General features: G+C 50.4%; 25 protein-coding genes. 4 read left to right on the plus strand and 21 right to left on the minus strand.

From position 1 onward, the window contains the following. The first annotated feature begins 314 nt into the window (after positions 1-314). The gene (locus tag IC230_RS31085; protein WP_191042983.1) at positions 315-773 is read left to right on the plus strand and encodes a nuclear transport factor 2 family protein; all 459 of its coding nucleotides are present in this window, start codon (positions 315-317) and stop codon (positions 771-773) included. 284 nt (positions 774-1,057) lie between these two features. Here the strand turns inward: IC230_RS31085 and IC230_RS31090 are convergent, their stop codons facing one another. Both IC230_RS31090 and IC230_RS31095 read right to left on the minus strand, forming a co-directional pair. Further along, positions 1,058-3,418, minus strand: a complete 2,361-nt coding sequence (locus IC230_RS31090) for an ABC transporter permease (RefSeq protein ID WP_191042984.1) — start codon at positions 3,416-3,418, stop codon at positions 1,058-1,060. Positions 3,419-3,454: 36 nt separating this feature from the next. Next, positions 3,455-3,709, minus strand: a complete 255-nt coding sequence (locus IC230_RS31095; protein WP_191042985.1) for a hypothetical protein — start codon at positions 3,707-3,709, stop codon at positions 3,455-3,457. Positions 3,710-3,939: 230 nt separating this feature from the next. Between IC230_RS31095 and IC230_RS31100 the strand changes: the two genes are divergently transcribed. Further along, positions 3,940-4,149 (plus strand): hypothetical protein, encoded by a 210-nt coding sequence (locus tag IC230_RS31100; RefSeq protein WP_191042986.1) that lies wholly within the window; start codon positions 3,940-3,942, stop codon positions 4,147-4,149. A 76-nt stretch (positions 4,150-4,225) separates the two neighbouring features. Here the strand turns inward: IC230_RS31100 and IC230_RS31105 are convergent, their stop codons facing one another. Together IC230_RS31105 and IC230_RS31110 are read right to left on the minus strand one after the other, a co-directional pair. Continuing rightward, positions 4,226-5,302, minus strand: coding sequence for a Fic family protein (locus IC230_RS31105; RefSeq protein ID WP_191042987.1), 1,077 nt, complete (start codon positions 5,300-5,302; stop codon positions 4,226-4,228). 752 nt (positions 5,303-6,054) lie between these two features. Beyond that, positions 6,055-6,342: a hypothetical protein gene (locus IC230_RS31110; protein ID WP_191042988.1), complete on the minus strand. Its 288-nt coding sequence runs from the start codon at positions 6,340-6,342 to the stop codon at positions 6,055-6,057. Between the two features lie 104 nt (positions 6,343-6,446). On the opposite strand from IC230_RS31110, the gene IC230_RS34265 reads away from it, so the two are divergent. Together IC230_RS34265 and IC230_RS34270 are read left to right on the plus strand one after the other, a co-directional pair. Next, positions 6,447-6,839 (plus strand): transposase, encoded by a 393-nt coding sequence (locus IC230_RS34265; RefSeq protein ID WP_223860969.1) that lies wholly within the window; start codon positions 6,447-6,449, stop codon positions 6,837-6,839. Beyond that, positions 6,814-7,026 carry a hypothetical protein gene (locus IC230_RS34270; protein WP_223860970.1) on the plus strand — a complete coding sequence of 71 codons (213 nt, stop codon included), beginning with the start codon at positions 6,814-6,816 and terminating at the stop codon, positions 7,024-7,026. Before IC230_RS34265 ends, IC230_RS34270 begins: the two co-directional genes overlap by 26 nt. A 216-nt stretch (positions 7,027-7,242) precedes the next feature. On the opposite strand, the gene IC230_RS34275 is transcribed toward IC230_RS34270, so the two are convergent. From IC230_RS34275 to IC230_RS31175, 17 genes are all read right to left on the minus strand, one after another. Further along, a complete protein-coding gene (locus tag IC230_RS34275) occupies positions 7,243-7,488 on the minus strand; it encodes a hypothetical protein (RefSeq protein ID WP_262893198.1) in 246 nt (81 codons plus the stop codon). 44 nt (positions 7,489-7,532) lie between these two features. Continuing rightward, positions 7,533-8,129, minus strand: coding sequence for an esterase (locus tag IC230_RS31120; RefSeq protein ID WP_223860972.1), 597 nt, complete (start codon positions 8,127-8,129; stop codon positions 7,533-7,535). Positions 8,130-8,178: 49 nt separating this feature from the next. Next, positions 8,179-8,715 (minus strand): (R)-mandelonitrile lyase, encoded by a 537-nt coding sequence (locus tag IC230_RS31125; protein ID WP_191042989.1) that lies wholly within the window; start codon positions 8,713-8,715, stop codon positions 8,179-8,181. 31 nt (positions 8,716-8,746) lie between these two features. Further along, entirely contained in the window at positions 8,747-9,304 is a 558-nt protein-coding gene (locus tag IC230_RS31130; protein ID WP_191042990.1) for a DapH/DapD/GlmU-related protein, read from the minus strand. A gap of 7 nt (positions 9,305-9,311) precedes the next feature. Next, positions 9,312-9,707: a (R)-mandelonitrile lyase gene (locus IC230_RS31135; RefSeq protein ID WP_191042991.1), complete on the minus strand. Its 396-nt coding sequence runs from the start codon at positions 9,705-9,707 to the stop codon at positions 9,312-9,314. Positions 9,708-9,754: 47 nt separating this feature from the next. Next, positions 9,755-10,525: an SDR family oxidoreductase gene (locus IC230_RS31140; protein WP_191042992.1), complete on the minus strand. Its 771-nt coding sequence runs from the start codon at positions 10,523-10,525 to the stop codon at positions 9,755-9,757. Positions 10,526-11,337: 812 nt separating this feature from the next. Continuing rightward, positions 11,338-11,511, minus strand: coding sequence for a hypothetical protein (locus IC230_RS34280; protein WP_223860981.1), 174 nt, complete (start codon positions 11,509-11,511; stop codon positions 11,338-11,340). Further along, positions 11,462-11,644, minus strand: coding sequence for a hypothetical protein (locus tag IC230_RS34535; protein ID WP_262893201.1), 183 nt, complete (start codon positions 11,642-11,644; stop codon positions 11,462-11,464). Before IC230_RS34535 ends, IC230_RS34280 begins: the two co-directional genes overlap by 50 nt. A 34-nt stretch (positions 11,645-11,678) precedes the next feature. Further along, the gene (locus tag IC230_RS31145) at positions 11,679-13,520 is read right to left on the minus strand and encodes a xanthine dehydrogenase family protein molybdopterin-binding subunit (RefSeq protein WP_262893199.1); all 1,842 of its coding nucleotides are present in this window, start codon (positions 13,518-13,520) and stop codon (positions 11,679-11,681) included. Beyond that, positions 13,459-13,710, minus strand: a complete 252-nt coding sequence (locus IC230_RS34285) for a hypothetical protein (RefSeq protein WP_223860973.1) — start codon at positions 13,708-13,710, stop codon at positions 13,459-13,461. The genes IC230_RS31145 and IC230_RS34285 overlap by 62 nt, the downstream gene beginning before the upstream one ends. A gap of 40 nt (positions 13,711-13,750) precedes the next feature. Further along, the gene (locus IC230_RS34290; RefSeq protein WP_317171881.1) at positions 13,751-13,903 is read right to left on the minus strand and encodes a hypothetical protein; all 153 of its coding nucleotides are present in this window, start codon (positions 13,901-13,903) and stop codon (positions 13,751-13,753) included. Then, positions 13,833-14,732: an FAD binding domain-containing protein gene (locus IC230_RS31150; RefSeq protein WP_223860974.1), complete on the minus strand. Its 900-nt coding sequence runs from the start codon at positions 14,730-14,732 to the stop codon at positions 13,833-13,835. The genes IC230_RS34290 and IC230_RS31150 overlap by 71 nt, the downstream gene beginning before the upstream one ends. A gap of 76 nt (positions 14,733-14,808) precedes the next feature. Beyond that, positions 14,809-15,432: a (2Fe-2S)-binding protein gene (locus tag IC230_RS31155; protein WP_223860975.1), complete on the minus strand. Its 624-nt coding sequence runs from the start codon at positions 15,430-15,432 to the stop codon at positions 14,809-14,811. A 193-nt stretch (positions 15,433-15,625) separates the two neighbouring features. Beyond that, positions 15,626-16,924 carry a PQQ-dependent sugar dehydrogenase gene (locus tag IC230_RS31160; protein WP_223860976.1) on the minus strand — a complete coding sequence of 433 codons (1,299 nt, stop codon included), beginning with the start codon at positions 16,922-16,924 and terminating at the stop codon, positions 15,626-15,628. A 412-nt stretch (positions 16,925-17,336) separates the two neighbouring features. Next, the gene (locus IC230_RS31165) at positions 17,337-17,690 is read right to left on the minus strand and encodes a hypothetical protein (RefSeq protein WP_191042993.1); all 354 of its coding nucleotides are present in this window, start codon (positions 17,688-17,690) and stop codon (positions 17,337-17,339) included. Positions 17,691-17,751: 61 nt separating this feature from the next. Then, on the minus strand, positions 17,752-18,993 hold the full coding sequence (locus IC230_RS31170; RefSeq protein WP_191042994.1) for a PQQ-dependent sugar dehydrogenase: 1,242 nt from the start codon (positions 18,991-18,993) through the stop codon (positions 17,752-17,754). 159 nt (positions 18,994-19,152) lie between these two features. After that, the gene (locus IC230_RS31175; protein ID WP_191042995.1) at positions 19,153-20,184 is read right to left on the minus strand and encodes an SMP-30/gluconolactonase/LRE family protein; all 1,032 of its coding nucleotides are present in this window, start codon (positions 20,182-20,184) and stop codon (positions 19,153-19,155) included. Positions 20,185-20,286: the final 102 nt, after the last annotated feature.

The raw sequence follows: 20,286 nt of genomic DNA on the forward strand, positions 1-20,286 counted from the left end.
TCAAAACAAAAACTGCCCAATCGCCCTTAGCGTTCAGGCAATCGTTCAACTAACAGGCCCTCGTGCTGTAGTTGATCAAGAGGTTGATGTAAACAGTAAAGATACGTCCCCTCTATGTAGCCGAAGCAAAACACTGCCTGAAGAGCCGTCTCAGTAAAGGCTCCTATTTGTAACGAGATGGATAGTCCTGCCCATAAATAGGGTTTTTGTAGTGATAACTGGTTAGGGCGCAACATCAAAAATTTGTCCCAAAAGCGTTAGTTGAAGTCGTGTTTTCCAAAGTCGCTTTTAACTTTGAGAAAATAGACTCTTCTATGAAACCAACACTCATCCTGTTTTTAGTAATTCTAGGCAGCTACAAAGCCTTTGCTCAGATCGATACGACCAGCTATCCTACCGAAAGACAAGAAATTAGGGAACTCATGGGTCATCGAAAACCAGATGTACCCATTGACTGTAATGACTTCATCGCGGTTGGCCCAAAAGGCGACATTTCCTTTTCCCATCAACAATGGCAAGGGGCACAAGCGAAGGAAAAGGCCGTTTTTAAATCGGTGCGGCCCATACCGGGCCATGAATTTATCCGCATCTACGAGGGTAAGATGGCCGTGGTCAATTTTCTAGCCAATGTCCAACTGGTGGTCGATGGCCATGATGTGAATTTGAAGGTGAGACGATTGGAAGTGTATCATAAAACGTCTAGTGGCTGGTGCCGGGTAGCCGGTCAGGGCACCGAAGTAGACGAGAAGCTGTTTCCGGTAAAAACGAATTAACCCAGGTTTTGTAGAAAGCACCACTTCGCTACCAGGGAGATATTCTCACGAAAATGCTCCTGTATGAGATGAGTGGGAATCTGTCCCTAAATAAGTCATTAAAACGATAGTGACCTTACCAACGGGTAGGGGCAAATGTACCCAATTAATGGGCATCTCAGTGGAACGCATGGTACGCCCCGGCCACATCGGCCCTGGACCCGCTACACTTCAATCAAGAATCCAAATTCTTTGGCAACTCAAGTCATTTAGCCTAAAGACCGGTTCGGGCAGGTTACCCACAGTTACTCGAGCTTCAACGTTGTAGTGGGATTGGCTTGAGCGGCTGCGCTTGAAAAATAGCCAACTGCCCCTAAGGCAACCCCGACAACCAGCAACCACAGTAGACCCATTATCCCATAACTTAACCCATTATTGAAGACAAAATACGTATTCATATACATCCCAATGGCGATTCCACTCGGTAGAGCGATGATCGTCGCCAGGGTCAACAGGTGAATAAACTCCCTCGACATCAACTTGATGATTTCCCCTGTAGTAGCTCCAATGACCTTTCTGATCCCGATTTCTTTCGCTCGTTTTTCTACACTGTATGTCAGTATACCGATGAGCCCCAAGATGGCAATCACGAAGATAACCAGGCCTTCCAGGCCCATTAATTGCATGTCATGGCGAGGGAAATAACGCTCATACATGTCCTCATCTAGCCACGAGAAAGCCATCTCCTGCCCAGGATTGCGTTTATGCCATAAGCTTTGCAGGCTGGCTTCGACCAATTTCCGATCACTGACGGGGTTTGTCTGCAAACACAACACCTTAAATAAGGAAGGAGCGTATTGGAAAACGACCGGCTCGATCTTGCGTTCATAATCATAGTGACAAAAATTAGCCACCACTCCTATGATGGTTGCTGAGAGGGTATCATGTAGTGTAACGAGTTTGCCGATGGCTTCCTGTGGTGAGCCAAGGCCCAGTTTGTCGACTGCCTTTTGATTGACCACAATCAGTGGTGACGCCTGCCCGCCGTGACTGGGCACTAAGTTGGTTCCGGCCACGAACCTAAGGCCCATGTTGTCGATAAAAACAGGGTCGGCCGCATAATAAAACGCCAAATGGGCAGTTTCGCTTTTTAGGGGTTTAATCGTGGATTGTGGGGGTTTATTGCCAAAGGTTAGCGAACTATAGCCTACCTTCTTTACCTCCTTGAGGGCATTAATGTCATTGGCAAAGGGTTGATAGGTGGGGGCCGGTAAGTTGATAGTAAGGATATGATGACGCTGGTAGTTTTCGTTATCGTTGGCCATATACTTGATTTGATGATAGGAATGGCCCATAAAAAATAGATAGATCAAGGCGATAGCAAATTGAACGACTATTAACGATTTGCGAAACCCTAGTTTCCCAAAACTGGCGGGTGCAATGCGTCCCTTCAAGACCTTTACGGGTTGAAAGGAGGACAGAATCAGGCTAGGCGTAGCCCCAGCCACTAAGCCCAACAACAGATTGAGAATCAGGAAGAGCAGGATCAGGTAGCCTAAATGATCAATATCCCAGGTGAGCCACGAAACAGGAAGATAATGCTTGACCAACCATAAGATCAGCAGTCCAACACTCAGGGCTATATACGAAACCAGCACGGATTCGATCAAAAATTGAAAAACCAGCTGCGCTTTCGTGGCACCGGCTACCTTCCGCACCCCAACCTCCCGGCTTCGGTTCATCGATCGGGCCAGGGTTAGATTGATGTAGTTTAACGAGGCCAGTAAGAGGATAATGAGCTGAAAGGCGAAATTGATGGCAATACTTCGAATATCTTGAATGTAGGGATCATTTAGGAGTATCTCGTTGGCGGGTGAAATGTCAGCCAGGTATTGCCCTTTGAAATACAGTTTCTTCCCAACGGATGGTGGGAGTAAGTCATTGATGGTACTGGAGGTTTTGACCAGCTGTTGAGTCAAGTTGGCAAGGGTCATTCCGTTGGCTAGTTTCAAGAAGGTATGCGCCTTTAAGTCGGCCCAGTCATTGGGTTGATACATACTTGCCCTATGACTAGCTATGGGTATAAACACATCGGTTCTGAACTGGGTTTTCTGCGCATTGAATGGTTTTAAAATACCCACGATTTTAAAACTGCCTAGCTTGGGATGTTCCAGGGTATTGCCAATGGGATTGACATCGTTAAAAAACCACCGAGCCGTCTCATGAGTGAGCACAATCGTATTAGGCTCTGTTGGGTAGGAACCTGTTTCTAGTGGAAAGTTAAACAGCTGAAAAAAGAAGGTATCGGTATAAATTGCCTTACTATTTTTTGTTTTAAGTCCGTTACTTAATGTAAAATCAAGCTCTCTGACCAAGGTGGTGGCCTTCTCAATGCCCGCCAGATTTTCTTTGACATAGGTAGCCAATGGTAGCGGACTCGAAGCCCAGCTGGTGATGGAGCCATCGGTAAGTTTTTCGTCGGTTATGAGACGCACAATGCGGGCTTGATCGGGGTGGAAATCATCGTACTCGTAATAGTTGACAATCTGAATTAAGCCTAGTAAGGCGGTCGGAATAGCCAGACTCAATCCGATAATATTAATTAGCGAGAAGAGCTTATATTTTACCAGGTTTCTCCAGGCGATTTTGACGTAATTGTGTATCATGGTCAGGCAGCGATTTAAGAAAAATGTAGTAATGAATTAAGGGTTGGCAGAGCCTTTTGTGTTGTTTGGCCCCAGGTTGGTTTTATCGGCATTTAACTCAGTCAAGACCAGCGCCTTGACCGGACTTAGCTTAATGTCGTACCAGGCATCAATGAGTTCCTGTTTCAGCAGGACTTCAGGAGTATATCCTGGACAACTAATAATGATTAAATCGGTGTCTTCGGCGGCTGACAGGTCGACTTCAAAGCAACCAGTTGGGTTCACCTGGCAGCTAATAGGTTTGTCTTTCACCTGAATGCTAGCCTCTTTTAAAGGTTTATAGGTCCGGTTATCGCCTATTTGTCCATGAAATTACTGAGGCATGGCAAGCCTAGCCAGTAAAACCAAACCAGCCAATAAGACAGCTTTAACCAAAATCATACAAGTAGAAGTTAGTGTATTAAGCAGAATATGTTCCATAGTTAGTGTATAGCATAGTACTGTGCTATACATATTACATGAATGGCTCTATTTCTCGATCTATGGTAAACATAGGTGAAGGCCCTCTCATGGGAACAATCAATCTAGTTACGTGGATGATTGGAAAAACCTTGATACGTGTTATCACAACGCTACGGGTAGCCAGTCTTGGCTTAAACTATTTCGGTAAAGTTATCATCACGCTGAACGTACTGGCCGTCCCGCTCCCATTGGATTTTGCAGGTGAATCACAACCTCGCCTGAAAGGTTAATAATCTCACCAAACGCTCCCACGTGAGACAGAGGAGCGTTCATGTATCGATTTTTGCTTAAGGCATTCAAATGTCATCAACTTGACTTGGTTGGTTTAACCAGGTACACCGTTGCCTTTAATGCCCCAAGCTTTTCAAGCATGCCTTGTTGAACCATGTACTGTAAATCCTTTTTCAGAGTGTTAATCGATAGGTGGGGGAGTCGAGTGGATAAGTCGCTGACCTTAAGGGGGTGGTGCTCTTGTAGAGTAACTAAGATTTGCTGTTGACGCTCATTCAGATACCCCCCTTTATCTTTGTAAAGAGCGTACTTGCTTTCTAATCGGCTTGTTAAGGTTTGTAGACAGTCTAGGAAAGAGATTATCCAATCGCCAATAACCTCCTTCTCGGTACCTCGGTGCTGCTGACCCGCCATCAGTGCTCGGTAGTAGTCGGCCTTGCGCTGCTCGATGATGTTCTCGAAGGATACGTACTGGGCAAAGTCATAACCCATTTTTAACAGTAATAAGGTGGTCAACAACTGGGATAAGCGGCCATTGCCATCCTGGAAGGGATGAATAGAGAGAAACTCGTAGATAAAAAGTCCGATGACGATTAAGGAATGGATTTGGCCACCTTCCAAGCTTCCCCCAACCCATTTGATCATTTGGTACATCTGGGTTTCGGTCAGGTGGGGCGCTGTGGTATTGAAAATGACCCGCTGACTGCCATCCGGATAGTTAGCCACTACCTGGTTTGATAGCGTTTTATAACCACCCCGATGCCGCTGGTCTTTACCGCTATAGCGGAGCAAAACACCGTGTAGTTGCTTAACGTACGCTTCGGTCAGGTCAATCTCTTTGGCATGATCCAGAATCAGATCCAGCGCTTCATAATAACCGAATACCTCCTGTTCATCGCGTGTCTTAAACTCGGTGATCTTTACATTTTTGATAAGTCGCTCTACTTCTTCATTGGTTAAGATAGCCCCTTCAATCCGGGTAGATGAGCCAATACTTTCAATTGTGGCTACCCGCCGTAATTCTCGTAGATAACGATTGTTTTTTTGCTCAATGGCTCCCCACTTTCCCCTAAAAGCATCAATCAACCCAACTCGTCGGATGACTTCCTGCATGGTAGAGAAGTCAAATTCAAGTTTATTTTCAGACGACATGTTTATATTGCATCTGTATTGTATCTGTAAATATAAATTATTGAAGTCAACTTGAGGTTATGTCTGGCTTGAATTTGGCCTCTGCAATGGATGTGGCAAAAGCGTATCATCAAATGATCTTATAGAAATAGCTGACGCGTCCTGGAGTCTTGGCCAGCAGTAGGCAAGCGCAGTCAACGATTTCTTGGAGACAAAGAACTGATTGTAGCACTAGCTATTATGAAATAGCATAGATTAGATTAGCCGTTACCTCAGAATGAACGAGCCACTGTTGGAAACTTCGCTTCACTGAGATTTATGTATTACATCAAAAAAGGGGCGTTTGTAGATACGCTTTCCTAACAATTATTCTAGGCTTGATATTGGCATAGCTAAACAAAGAGGCGGACGGCCGCTGCCGCCAGACCACCACTGCGGCAAAATCATAACCACAGCGGTGGGCCGCATGTATCTGGAAGGTAAATGATGCTATTGAACACGAGAAAGGTGTGCTGAAATAATCACGACAATTCAACAGTGCATATTCTATCGATAGCTTTCATCTAACTGGCCAAAAAACTAGTTATGAGTGACAATTCGTGGGTCACTTAATTGAGCGGTTTTTCTAGCCGTAATAAAGCCAGTTTGCGACAATCTTCCTGCTACTTGGTTACCGTCCAGACTAAAGGTCATAAAACGTAAAAGCGTCATGATTCTATTAGATTGAAATGGATTTATAGTAGCAGATACCAGCATGGTGATCAGATGTTTAGTTAAAAATTTTTTTGTGTAAATTCCGTCAGGTATTTACGCCAATTTGGCCAGGTGTGGCCCCCATCGGTTTCTTTAAATTCATACTTCGTACCAATAGTATCCATTTTCTTTCGGAAGTCCCGAATACCAGCCAGTAAGATGGGAACGTCATCCCGGCCAACAGCCACCCAGTATAATTTGTAGCCATTGTCCATCTGCTTTTTTAACTTTAAATCCAGCTTCTGATACGCCAGTGACTGAGGATGATCTTCCGGTTTATTGTTAAGGCCGGGGGAGAATAAGCCCATATAGTCGAAGGTATTTGGGTAATTCTGCGAGATGTAAGAGCATGTTGGGGAATTTCAAAAAGCTGGTAGTCAGGTCAACTTTGTAGCGACCAAGCAACAAAAGAATGACCTCTCAGTGGCAACCACTGACCGACTACCAGTGGGTAGCAATTTCGCCTTTTTTCGATCTAAAACGCAAGCGTAAGCACGATTTACGTCAGATTATGGACGCTATCTTGTGGCTACTTCGTACCGGTTGTCAATGGCGCAACCTACCGCCTTGCTGGCCGCACTGGCAAGCGGTCTACTACTATTTTGACCAGTGGAAAAAAGCCGACCTTTTTGAACGTATCAATGCAGCACTTAACCAACTGGACCGTCAACAGACGGGACGTATGCCACTGCCTTCAGCATTATGCATTGACTCACAGTCTGTTAAGCTCGCCCCTATGATCTGCGAGTTGCGGGGCAACGATGCTCACAAACTCGTCAATGCGGGGCCGCCCGTGCGGCCGTAAGCGCACTTTTGTAGTCGATATGCAGGGGCGGTTATGGATGGCCGATGTGGATACTGCCAACCGAGCTGATGGGACCCTGGCGGTGCCGTTAGTGTTGGGCATCTTGTGGCGAGTTGGCGAGCGGCTGGAAAAAGTCTTTGGAGACCAAGCCTACAATGGTGTTTTCGCGGCTGAATTAGCCCAGTGAAGTATCGACTTTGCGAAAGCATCCCGTCCTGAATCAGCTCGTGGTTTTGTGCCCGTCGCCAATCGCTGGGTCGTTGAGCGGAGCATTGCCTGGACCAATCGCTCGGGCGACCCCGTTCTTTCGTAGGGTGATCAAAGATTACGAGCACACAGTATCTTCTTCGGTGGCTTGGCTCTATTTAGCCAACAGTCAACTTATGTTGCAACGGATCGAGGATTACAACCAAACATGATTTCCCAACATGCTCTTAGCTGTGTGATGTCCGCCCATAGACAACCCGGCAATCGCTCGCCCAGCTTTGGTTTTCCGGATCCGGTAATTACTGTCCACGAAGGTGAGTATATCCCCGAAGGTTTCTTCAAATTTGCCATCCATTGTTTGGGGTAGCATAAAACTGGGTTTCGTATACCCATCACTTCCTTCACCGGGCGCAGCATCCTGCGACACATTGCCATTGGTCATGACCACGATTATGGGTTTTGCTTTTCCCTGGGCAATCAGGTTATCTAAATCTGGGAAGCTCTGCCTAAACCCATCCAAGCTTCCTCATCGCCCCCAATCCCATGCATCAAATACAGTACCGGATACGTTTCTTTGCCCATTTCATAGCCAGACGGGGTATAGATGGTAATCCGACGAGACTTATCGTTGCCTGGTGAGTTGTACCAGCGACGGCTCACTGATCCGTGAGGTACGTCATTCACTTTGTACAGATTGGCGAACTCTCCATCAATCAGCAGCGCATTCGACACATTGGCAACATCCCGGATGACATGGGCATTGTTAGGATCAATAGCTCTTAACCCGTCCACGGAGAAGGAATAGGTATAGAACTCAGGCGACAAAACGTCCGTGGTATAAGACCAGATTCCATCCACTCCTTTTTGCATCGTTGCGGAAGGACGAGCGAATCCCTCACTGCGCATCCAGTTACCTGAAATGGTAGCCGTCGTAGCCGTTGGAGCCTTTAGCCGGAACGTTACCGAATGGTTATCATGGATTTCAGGAGAAACGAGCGGAGGCTCTCTAGTCAGCGCCTGCTGACCTTGACTGGTGGTGGACAAAACCCCAGTCAATAAAACGAGTAAGGCGTACTGTTTCATGTGTAAACGGGGTGAGGTCGATAGGTTTGACTGAAGATGGACTAACGGCTTATTTTTGATTGTATTCCTGATCTGTGACGGCCTGTAGCCACTTGACAATGCCTTTTTCGGTGTTTGGGATGATATACAGGTGGGTCATTTTACTGTCGGGACTGGCTCCGTGCCAATGAACTACATTAGGCGGGCATTTCACGACGTCACCTTTGCGAATCACTTGCCTAGGCTCCCCTTTGATCTGGTGGTAACCGATCCCATCCGTAACAATGAGGATTTGCCCGGCCGGATGAGAATGCCAGTGCGAGCGGGCACTTTTCTCAAAGGCGACACTGCCCGAAATGGTCGTAAAGATCGAGTCATTGGGGACCAAGCTCGTCACCCAAACGGTTCCCGTAAACGTGTCAGCAGGACCTTTTTTCGCTGCCTGCGGACCTGTCACGGTGTTAGCCGTCTGGCCTGAAGCCAAACCAGGCCAGACGGCTAAGACGATGAATACGAACAGCAGGTTGAATGCCCGGCCGGCAAGCTGCGGCCTAGCTACCGGACGACCGGTGATGTGGATTATCTTGTTGTCGATTGAATAGTTCATGATCGTTTCGTTTGTCTTTCTGTTGCTTTACTTATAGGGTCTTCACCACCTTCGCCGGTACCCCGGCAACGACCGTGTTGGGTGGTACGTCCCGACTGACGACAGCTCCGGCGGCCACCACCGCGTTTTCGCCAACTGTAACGCCTGCCAGAAGGGTGGCACCTGCACCAATCCAAGCATTCCGTTTGATCAGAATAGGTTGAAGAAGGAGTGTTTTGCGATCAGCGGGGTCTAGCGGGTGATTTTCGGACGTGAGCTTGACGCTGGGACCGATCTGTACATCGTCTTCTATCATAATCCCACCACTATCCAGAAACGAACAGTTGTGGTTGATAAAGACGTTTCTGCCCAGGCGAATGAACTGACCAAAGTTGGTATAGAACGGAGGGAAAATCGTTGTCGATTCGTCGATCTCAGTGCCAATGATGGCACTCAACTGGCTGCGAACCTGATCCAGCTCGGTGGCCGTGGCGTTCATCCGGACGCATAACTGAATGGTACGGGCCACGACCTGGCTAAACCGGCCATAGTCAGGATCATCTTTCCGGAGCGACTCACCAGCCCGCATCCGTTGAAAAATTGTTGTCATGTTGGGGTCAAATTGCGTACTCACGCTCACTTACTTTCTCTAGCCAGGTTACCACTTCACCGTTTACCTCCTCCTGAATGGCTAGGTGGCTCATGGCTTTCGTTGGCGAAGCACCGTGCCAATGCTTTTCGTTGGGTTCGAACCAAACGACATCGCCGGGATGAATTTCTTCAATGGGGCCTCCTTCGCGCTGTACCCAACCTATCCCGGAGATAACAAGAAGTGTTTGACCCGCCGGATGGGTGTGCCAGGCCGTTCGGGCACCGGGCTCAAACGTGACACTGGATGCGGCCCCACGTCTTGCTTCGTTGGCACTAAACAGGGGGTCGATCCGCACGGCTCCGGTGAACCAGTCTTCGGGGCCTTTGGCGGAAGGCTGTGAACCTACTCGGGTGATTTCCATGTGTGTGTCTTTATTAATTGGCATGAAGTGAACACAGACTGAATGTACTAGACGGTCTGACCGCCATCAACCACCAGCGCGTGACCAATGGCAAAGCCCCCCCCCTCGGAACACAGCCAGATGACAGCACTGGCAATCTCCTCAGGTTTACCCATCCGACCAATAGGTTCCTGCGCTATCACCTGCTGACGACCTTCTTCAGTACCGCCGCTAAAGCGATCCATCATCGGGGTTTCAATGATGCCCGGACAAACAGCATTAATGCGGATGTTTTGTGCAGCATAATCCAAGGCGGCTGATTTGGTCAGACCGATAATGCCGTGTTTGGCCGCCGCGTAAGCACCCTGGCCCGGAATCCCTTTGACCCCAGCCCCGGATGAGGTATTTACAATAGCTCCGCCCCCCTGCTGGAGCATCAATGGAATTTGATACTTCATGCACAGAAAAACGCTACGGAGATCGGTATTAACGATGCGGTCCCATTCTGCTTCGTCAATATCGGCCAGTGGTATTTTGGGCTGCTCCACGCCAGCATTGTTGAAGGCATAGTCCAGCCGACCAAACGTGTCAATTACCTTATCCAAGGCAGCCTTTACCGCTCCGGTCTGGGTTACGTCGCAGGGGATGGCTAGTGAGCACCCGCCCTCTTGCTCGATCAGTTGAGCGGTTTGCTGAAGTGTTTCCGCCGTAACATCAGTTATAACGACGCTAGCTCCCTGGCGTGAAAAAGCAAGAGCTGTTGCCCGACCAATTCCGGTGCCCGCGCCGGTAACGAAGGCTACCTTACCCGTAAAAATTTTGTTTTCTATTGTGTTCATAGCGTTGATGGCATTATCTGCCTCAATTGGAAATTGGCATAAAAAAAGCTAATTCACTGATTTTCAGAAAGGCGGTACTTCGTAAAAAACCGTCCTCAGAGCTCCACGAATGAAAGTCGATTGTTGTCACGATACGTCGTCTCTACGCCGGGATGGAAAAACAGAGGCCGGTGGTAAATCCGACTCCTTATCAGGTTACCGTTTGCATTTCGTTATCAGGTGTAACAGGCAATCGTTTTGTCGATCACCGTGAGCTGTTAGCATTCATCGGCTCAATTACTTAGCTGTTTAGTAAACTGTTGCAAAATTAGCTGATTCTAATACCATAAGATTTATACATTCTACGGTTTCACTTACCACTTTTACTGGTGCCGACGGGGGGCAATAGATACGTGAGTGATTTAGGCTGGAATAAGCCGGAAGAACTAGTGACGGCGAACGTCATAAGCCCTGCGGAAACGGGGGATTGACCCCTGAACTGGATCAGCAGGTTTTGTTCGAAGCGATGTGAGTTAATGCGCTTCTTGAAGAAATCAGAATTAGATCACATGCTTCTTTATAGGTACAGGTCGTTCTCCATAGCGCTTCCTTTTTATTCGCGCTGTCGGTACCAAAATGTTGCCGTCGCATACCGAGTGAACTTAGCAACAGCCCCGGAGATAAATGCTTATGGTTGTCGTAGAATCGGGTAACACCGGGCATCTGACCCAGCTATGATCAGGGCTGGTCAGGTATCACCGGGCTGCATAATGACACAGTATAGCGGGTAAAGCATTGGCAGTTTACTGCCGCCACTTTACCCGCTATACTGATTAGACGGGCTGACGCAACGCTTCTAGCATTTTATTTGGCGTGATAGGCAGGCTGCGTAGCCGCCGACCGGTAGCGTGGAAGATGGCATTACCCACGGCTGCTGAGGTGCCCACCATCGAAATCTCACCAATGCCTTTCACCCCCCATCGCGTTAATGTAAGGATCCTTTTCATCAATGAACTCAACAATCATATTGGGAATGTCGGCATTTGTACATATGTGATAATCGGCCAGGCTGGCGTTGGTGTAGCGGGCCAGATTCGGATCACGCACGGTTTGCTCCATGAGAGCTGCTCTAATACCCATTGTGCTGCCACCGATGATTTGGGAACGAGCCGTTTTAGGATTCAGAATGCGCCCCCCCACCAATGACGCTCACCCATTTCGTGACGCGCACAGTGCCCAGTTCGGGGTCGACATGCACCTCGCAGAAGTGAGCCCCAAACGAGTGCATTGAATGCCCCGCATTTTCTTCTTTGCCCGCGTCATCGCTCTTTGCGTTGCCGCTTTTGCCCGACGGAGCCGCACCGGCAAACTGGGATGCCTCGTAGTCTGCGCCCACATGGCCTTGTCCCAGCCCTTCCACATCGAAAATCTGGCCGCGCTGCATCAGAACTTCAAAATTTTCACCCTTGACCGGATCGACTTTCAGTTGCAGGCGACCTTTTCTCACCTCTACGTCGGTAGGCCTGGCTTGGTAAAGTGGCGATTTTTTATCGGCTATGGCGACCTTAATGAGCTTCTGCCACACGTCTTGAGCCGCCACATATACTGAAGAAGAAACAGTGCCCGCTACCATCGAGCCGCCCGAAATAATCGTGGTTGGTAACATCGTATCACCCAGTTCAAAGCGCACTTTATCGGGCGCAATACCCAGCGAATCGGCCGCTACCTGGGTAATAACGGTGTAAGTGCCCGTACCTAAATCCGTGGCCCCCACCTGAACCACGGCATGACCATCGCCGTATAGACGTACGCGGGCGTTACCCTGCGACGTATTGACGGGGTAAGAGGCCGTAGCCATGCCCCAGCCCACGAGTAGTTTGCCCTCGCGGGTAACCCCGGCTTTGGGGTTGCGCCGGCTCCATCCAAACAGTTCAGCCCCCCGGGCATAGCATTCCTTTAAACTTTTACTGCTCCAAGGATGACCGTTGCTAGGGTCCTTGTCGGCGTAGTTACGCAGGCGGATTTCGATAGGGTCAATCCCTAGTTGGGCGGCCAAATCATCCATAGCGCACTCGATAGCAAACGAACCAGGTGCTTCGCCGGGCGCCCGCATCCAACTCGAGGTCATCACATTTGCTCGTGCTAACTTAGTCGTAGCCTCGAAGGCGGGGCACTGGTAAAGCATCCCAATGATTTTACTGTTCGACTCAGCGTAGTCATCCCATTGTGAGGTAGTGGATTGCTTTTCGTGGAGCAGAGCCAGCAGCTTACCGTCCTTAGTGGCACCCACCCGAAGGGTTTGCTCTTGGTCTTCACGGTGGCCCATACTGGTAAACATCTGGGGCCTGGTGAGCACCAGCTTTACCGGACGACCCACGGCCTTAGCTGTCAGGGCCGTTAGCACGGTGTGGGACCAGATCGGACCTTTGCAACCAAAGCCACCGCCGAGGTATTTGGTAATGACCCGTACCTGATCAGTGGGCAGGCCCAGGAAGGCAGACAAAGCACGTTGCTGCCACGATACACCCTGAGCCGTATCGTAGACGGTGAGCCGGTCGGCAGCTTCCCAATGGGCGATGGTGGCACCCGGCTCCATTGGACTGTGATGGTTGGTTGCGTGGGAATAGGTAGCCGTTAGTTGCACCGGGGCGGCAGCGAAGGCAGCAGCGGCACCGCCCCGGCGCTTGGTACCCTCAGCATCACCGTTGGGGGCTTTCGATGGGTTGTACAGCTTCGTCTTGGGGTCCAGATAGGAGGCTACAGGCGTTTCGGGAGCTATTGTTACACGCAGTTTTGTCGCAGCCTGCTGGGCGTGCTCCAGCGTATCGGCCACGACAATAGCTACGGGCTGAGCCGCATAAAAAATCTGATCCGACTGCAGGGGCATAAAGGTCATCTGGACTGATGGGCCAATGGCTTTTTTGCCGGCATCCGATTGGGCCGTGAGCGTAGGCTTAGGCAGGTTCTGATGCGTAAGAATGGCCAGTACACCGGGTTCGCGCTGCGCTGCTGTCAATTGCGGTAATGCGCCCCCTGGCTACATTGCTGGTCTTGATGACAGCGTGTACCAGACCAGACAGTTGGTTGTATTCGGCAGAATACTTGGCTGCTCCGGTCACTTTGGCCCAGCCATCGACGCGGCTTAGTGGCTGACCGACGGCGACGGATTGGGGATTGGTTTGCGAAAATGTTGGGTCGTTATCCATAAAAGAAAATGGCTGTAAACACGTGTTGAGTAAGACCGGATCAGGCATTGACTAGTTGCTCCAAGGCGCGTACCAGCGTGTTTTGTGCCAGTTCTACCTTGTAAGCATTATGCTCACGGGGCTTAGCCCCTTGCAGAGCTGCCCCTGCCGCTGCCCGGAATGTAGCTTCGGTAGCCGGGGCACCGATCAGCACTTTTTCCGCTTCGCGCGAGCGCCAGGGTGTTGCGCCCACCCAGCGCAACGTGGGCCGCTCGTATGGTACCGCTCTGTACGTCCAGCCCCACAGCCGCCGAGGCCAAGGCGTAGGCATAGCTGGCCCGCTCGCGCACTTTCAGGTATGTTGAGCGTTTGGCATGAGCTGCCATCGGAATGGTCACGGCCACGATCAACTCGCCCGGTTCCAGCACCGTTTCTTTCTGGGGAGTGTTGCCGGGCAACAAATAAAAATTCGTCACGAGCACCTGGCGCTGCTTTCCCTTGGTGTTTTCCAGGGTCAGCACGGCATCGAATGCGGCCAGGGCTACGCTCAGGTCACCGGGGTAGGCGTTGGCAATGCAGCTCTCGCTCACCCCCAAGATAGCCAGGTTATGGTTGTCACCGGTCAGGGCGGGACAGCCTGAGCCGGGTACGCGCTTGTTACAGGGAAAGGCCGCATCCCGGAAGTAACCGCATCGAGTACGCTGTAGGATATTCCCCCCGATACTGGCCATGTTGCGCAGCTGAGGGGAAGCCGCCAGCAATAAAGACTCCGATACAGCAGGAAACAGTTCCTTCACTAGCGGATGCTCGCCCACGGCGTTCATCCGCTCCATCGCTCCAATGCGCAGTCCGTCTTTGGTCTGCTCGATGCCCGTAAAGGGTAGCCGGGTGATGTCAACCAGGCGCGGGGGCTCAGTCAAGTTAGCCTTCATCATATCCAGCAGCGTGGTGCCGCCAGCAATGTAAGCTGACTGAGGTTTTTCGGTCAAAAAGTTTACAGCGTCTTTGGCCGTTGTGGCCTGCGCATAACTAAAGTCGTTCATCAATAACGCTGTTTTAAGGAGTGAGAAACGGACTGATAACCAGGTATTCTACCAATCCGAGATACCCTGTTTCGATTTAAGCCTTATCGGCAACTTCACGCACAGCGGCCAGAATGTTAGCATAGGCTCCGCATCGACACAGATTACCGCTCATCCACTTGCGGCACTGGCTATCAGTTTTGGCATGACCTTCCTTTACGCACGCCACACCCGACATGATCTGGCCCGGCGTACAATACCCGCACTGAAACCCATCATGCTTCAGAAAAGCCTCCTGCATGGGGTGTAACGTATCTCCTTTCGCCAGCCCCTCAATAGTGGTAATCTCTTTGTCCTGAACCATAACGGCTAAGGTCAGGCAGGAATTAACCCGCTGACCGTCGATGAACACCGTACAGGCACCACACTGACCGTGATCACAGCCTTTTTTGGTGCCCGTCAAATCCAGCCGTTCGCGCAAGGCGTCGAGCAGGGTCACGCGGGGTTCAGCCTGCACGGTGCGTGGCTGTCCATTAATCCGTAGGGTCATCTTTGTGACAACTTCTAAAACGGGGGAATTAGCCATTAGCGAATCAGGCTGGCCAGCCAGCGGTGGGGCCAAGGCGAATCCAAGCAACCCGCCCGCCTGTTTCATAAACGAGCGCCGGGAGTCATTTTCGGCCTTCGGGCCCCCCGTATCAGGAAATAGGTCAGATGACATAGGATACTGGTTTAGTTGTTGTTACTATTAAGCGGCCTGTTTATGACCAGTTCTTATCTACATTATGAAACATGCTTATCGGCGGTGCTCTTCATCAGTTAGTTCTACTTGTTAACTAGAATAAAGGGGCAACAGTCTGTGAAAAGCTTGACTCTTATTTCCGTAGGCTCAGAAGGAGCAGCCCTGTTTGAATTTACTTAGCGGATATGCGTAGCAGACGACCATTTTCAGCGTCCGAAACCACCCACAAATTGCCATCTGGTCCCATCACCACATCCCGCATGCGCTGGTGCTGGTCCAGCAATAACCGCTCTTCGCCAACTACTTTATTATCCTTAATTATAAGGCGTACCAGGTGTTGGCCCGCCAGGGCACCAATGAATAAGTTGTTTTTCCATTCGGGCATTGCGGTGCCCGTGTAAAATGTACAGCCCGAAGGCGCAATCGTGGGGTCCCAATAATACGTCGGTTGGGTTAAACCCGCTTTCTGGGTAATGTCTCCCTCAATGGGTTTCCAGTCGTATTCTACGCCATAGGCAATCACGGGCCAGCCATAATTCTGCCCAGGCCTGACGATATTGACCTCATCGCCCCCCTGCGTACCATGCTCATCTTCCCACAGATCGCCGAAAACGGGATGAAACGCCAAGCCCTGCGGATTGCGAAAGCCCACTGCCCAAAGTTCAGGTAGCGCGTGGGTGCTGTCGGCAGCAAACGTAGGGTTTCCGGCTGCAGGTGTGCCGTCGGTATTAATGCGCAGAATTTTACCCAGTGACGACGATAGCCACTGGGTTTTCAACCGTGTTTTCTCAAACATCCGCTCACTGGTAGATACGAGTAGTTTTCGTTCCTTGTCGAATAGCAGCCGCGACCCGTAGTGGGCATAGCCTCCACCGGTCGAATCATTGACCCGGTAAATGACTTTCATCTTTTCCAGGTGAAATTCGTCATCAGCTAGTTTTGCCGAAGCTACGGCTAGCCCCGTAGCTTTTCCCCGTTTTTCAACGAAGGTGAAGTACAGCATTTTGTTATTCTTGAAGCTGGGATCAATGACAATATCGAGCAGGCCCGCATCCCCACTGTAAGCAATGTTTTCTGGCAGCCCCTTTAAGGTATCGCTGACCAGACCGCTTTGTGTGACGATGCGCAACGTGCCGGGCTTTTCGGTCACCAGCATCCGTCCGTCGGGCATAAAGGCCAGACTCCAAGGGTGCTTTAATGTAGTAGCGATCACATCTACTTTGTAGGGCGTTTTGGTAACGACGGCCCCAACGCGGGTCTGCCCAGTGAAGGCGGGTTTCTGTCCCTTTCCGTAGGGCGTGCGCTGTTCCCAAGGCTGACCCACCACGGGCGTTTCGGCGGGGGGGCGTGTGCCTGCCACGTCCATGCCGTTGCCATTTATATTCTGAGCCCCTACAGGAAGAAGCACCAGTCCGTTTGTTACCACCAGACTAGCTACCAGAAGATAGGCATTTATTTTAAAGTGTTTCATTTGTTGTTGAGTGTGAGCAAAAAGTGAACTAATTATTGGAATAAAAACGAGTAGAGTCTGGTAAACCTGTGCCGCAGAATCAGACGCCAACGAGTACCTGGTTAGAATAAGCCCGTTCATGAATCGGGGCCCTACGCGCTGAGTTAGAAAACCATCTGAGCGCTCCCTAAAAAAAAGCGTTGATTTCGCCCAGAATCGACTAGCAAATCGATTATTTCCCCATTCGGGAATCAGATAGGCCGTCATACTTGTCATTCCACTCGGAGAAAAAGATGGGTCGTACTAATAAACGGACTACTCCAATCCTTCTTTCCTGGTTTCACCACCTAGCAAACCGCCGGTATTGACTTGCCCTTACTAAATAGGGGACCAACCCCACACTAACCGGGTGATCTGCTGATAAATTGATTGCCTAATTCAATCCAGCCTCAGGATAGTTTTGATAGAAGCTTGACAGGACGGGGAGAGGTACGAGCATCCAAGCTAAAACCGTATCGACCGGTTCGTATGTCCATGCCAGGTTTCTATTAATGGTGTTAACTGTATTGTATTGGTCAGACAGTTTATTCGTCAAGCCAAAATAACGTTCGCAATTTTTGCAAAACTGGTTTTGTTTATGGTCATAAAAACCCGCGACCACGCCAACAAGCGCAATGTTTAGAATGAGTTGGTAACTCATTTCTTCTTCCAGACTTAATTGGGGCGGTTTTGCGCTTCCCGGATACCAGGCGTAGGGTCTTATTTTTGTTAAGAAATGGCCTTCCATACGATTTCATTAGTTGGGATATATCAGTGTATGTTGGTAATCCGATTGCAGTTAAAGACCCTTATCGCCGATCGATCCGATAGAGTCTGCCTCCGTCAGTAATCGCATACAAGGCCCCATCTATCCCCTGGGTGACGTCCCGGAAACGCTGCCCCTCACTCACCAGCAATCGTTCTTCACCCACTACCCGATTATTTGCGGTCACCAGGCGTACCAGGTGCATCCCACTCAGTGAACCAACGAACAGATTATTTTGCCATTCTGGAATCTGGTTACCAGCATAAAACGTCATCCCGCTGGGGGAAATAACGGGATCCCAATAATAGACGGGCTGTTCCAGTCCTGCCCGTTGCTGGATACCCTCACCGACACGGGTACCACTGTATTCTATGCCATAGGTAATGGTCGGCCATCCGTAATTAAGCCCAGGCTGAACGTAATTAATCTCGTCACCCCCCCGGGGCCCGTGCTCACTTTCCCACAGCTCACCCGTTACCGGGTGAATCGCCAGCCCCTGCGGATTTCGATGGCCAATGGAAAAGAGTTCGGGCAACACCCCGGTAGTGGTGGTGTAAGGATTACTACTGACAGCCCCCCCATCTTTGGTGATTCGAACGATTTTACCCAGAGCCGAGCCGATGGACTGCGCTTGTGGTCGGGTCGTTAAATCTGATCGCTCGCCGGTGCTGACCAGCAGGTTTCCATCCCGATCAAACACCACTCTACCACCATAGTGCGCCGTTCCCTGATATGCTGGCAGAGCTCGGTATATGACGGTTGCTCCCTCAATTCTTGTTTCGTTGGTGGATAAAGTACCCCTGGCCACAGCCGTCAGGTTGCCATCAGGACGCGATTCTGAAAACACCCAGTAAACCATTCGGTTCGTCGCAAAAGCAGGATCTATCCGAACACCCAACAATCCTCCCTGCCCGGCAGAATTAACCACTGGAATACCGGTGATAGGTTCGCTGAGTTGGCCGGTTGGGGTTACGATGCGCATTGTGCCGGCTTTTTCGGTGATGAGCAGTCGCCCGTCGGGCAGACTGGTTATGCCCCAGGGACTTCTGAGATTCTGCGTTAATACGGTGCTCTGGTAATTGGTCAGGGTTCTGACACCAGCAATGCGGGTCTGGCCCGAAAAGGCCGGACGATAGGTTGTATTGGCCGGGTCTGTTTCGACCGCTGAGGAGCCAGAAGACCCAGGGGCGGCATTTGAGGGATTTGCGTTGTCTACCCCGTTGGTATTACAAGCTGTCAACGCAAAGCAGGTGCTGGCGACGATAATCAGCATGTGTTTTTTCATAGTGAGTTGAGCGTTAAATTGTCATGGATCAGTTAAAAATAAACGTAGCCAAGCTGGTTGGACTATCCACAGAGTAACCCGGATCTATCGGTATCGCCTGCGATGGTTTTCCCAGGCAAGACCATACTGACTTTTCCCAACGATCAACGGCTGATTTTATCATCTTGGGAAGGATGCGCCCAACCCTTTCCCAAACACTTTAGCGTGAAATATGGCCGCTCCCTGGCCCCCTACGCCATCGCTGGTGACTGCATACAGGTCGTTTGTGCCGGGACGGATTGCCAGGCTGGTCGAGTGCAGGTTGTGCCCACGTTCGCGGTCGGGCAACAGCACCTGACCGATGGGAATGCCGTTTCGGTTGAATATAACTATGCGCCCCTGCCCATACATGGCTACGTACAAGTTACCGTCAGCATCAGTGCGCATCGAATCCGGGGCCGGGCCGACGAAGTGATAAGCGACAGCTGAGCCAATTGACGCGATAGTCGTCGCGTCGGATAGCGTAATTCGGTGCAGTAGATTACGGCCAAACTCGGTCGTCCATACCTGCTTGCCATCGGGGCTGAGCGCAACACCATTGGCCATCGCCAGGTTCGGCACGACCACCTTGATCGAGGAGAGGGTCGGACTGGCGTAATAGACCCCACCCTTCGGCTCGGTCGACGTGCCCCGGAAGTCAGTAAAATAAAAGCCGCCCTGGGCGTCAAACACTAGGTCATTGGGCAAGTATCCAGCCGCTGGGGCAATGATCGTATGTATGCCTGAACCGTCAGGATTCACCGCGAAGACAGCGCCCACGTTTTTGTTCAAGTCCATAGCAGCAATGAATAGCCGCCCATCTTTGTGGAAGGCCAGCCCCCCCGGAGCCAGTGACTCTAGGGTAGTAATGGTGATTAATCGCTTATCGGGTGTTAAGCGTAGCACACGCCGACCCGATACGTCGCAAAATACCAGATTACCCTCTTGATCGAAGATCGCTCCTTCGAGTACCCGGTCTTCGTCGGACACCTTAAAATGAAGTTGCGCCACCACAGTCTGCAACAGACGCTCAGAAGGCGGAATTGGTACCGCACCCCGCGTCTGCTTATCATAAACCAAGCCGACGGAAGCCGGGGTCTGCTGGGCTGATGCCTCTACCGAAGCCCATACGCCCGCAAGCAAACATAGAGTAACAATCCTTTCAAATCTCATGGTACCTTTCTGAATAATTTACGGGGCATCTGCTCAAAAAAGGCGTGTCCAGTGTCTTCGACCTGGATATATTGTACGGGCTGTCCGGCCTCTTTTAGCCCA

This window comes from Spirosoma validum (assembly GCF_014699035.1).
GTDB lineage: Bacteria > Bacteroidota > Bacteroidia > Cytophagales > Spirosomataceae > Spirosoma > Spirosoma validum.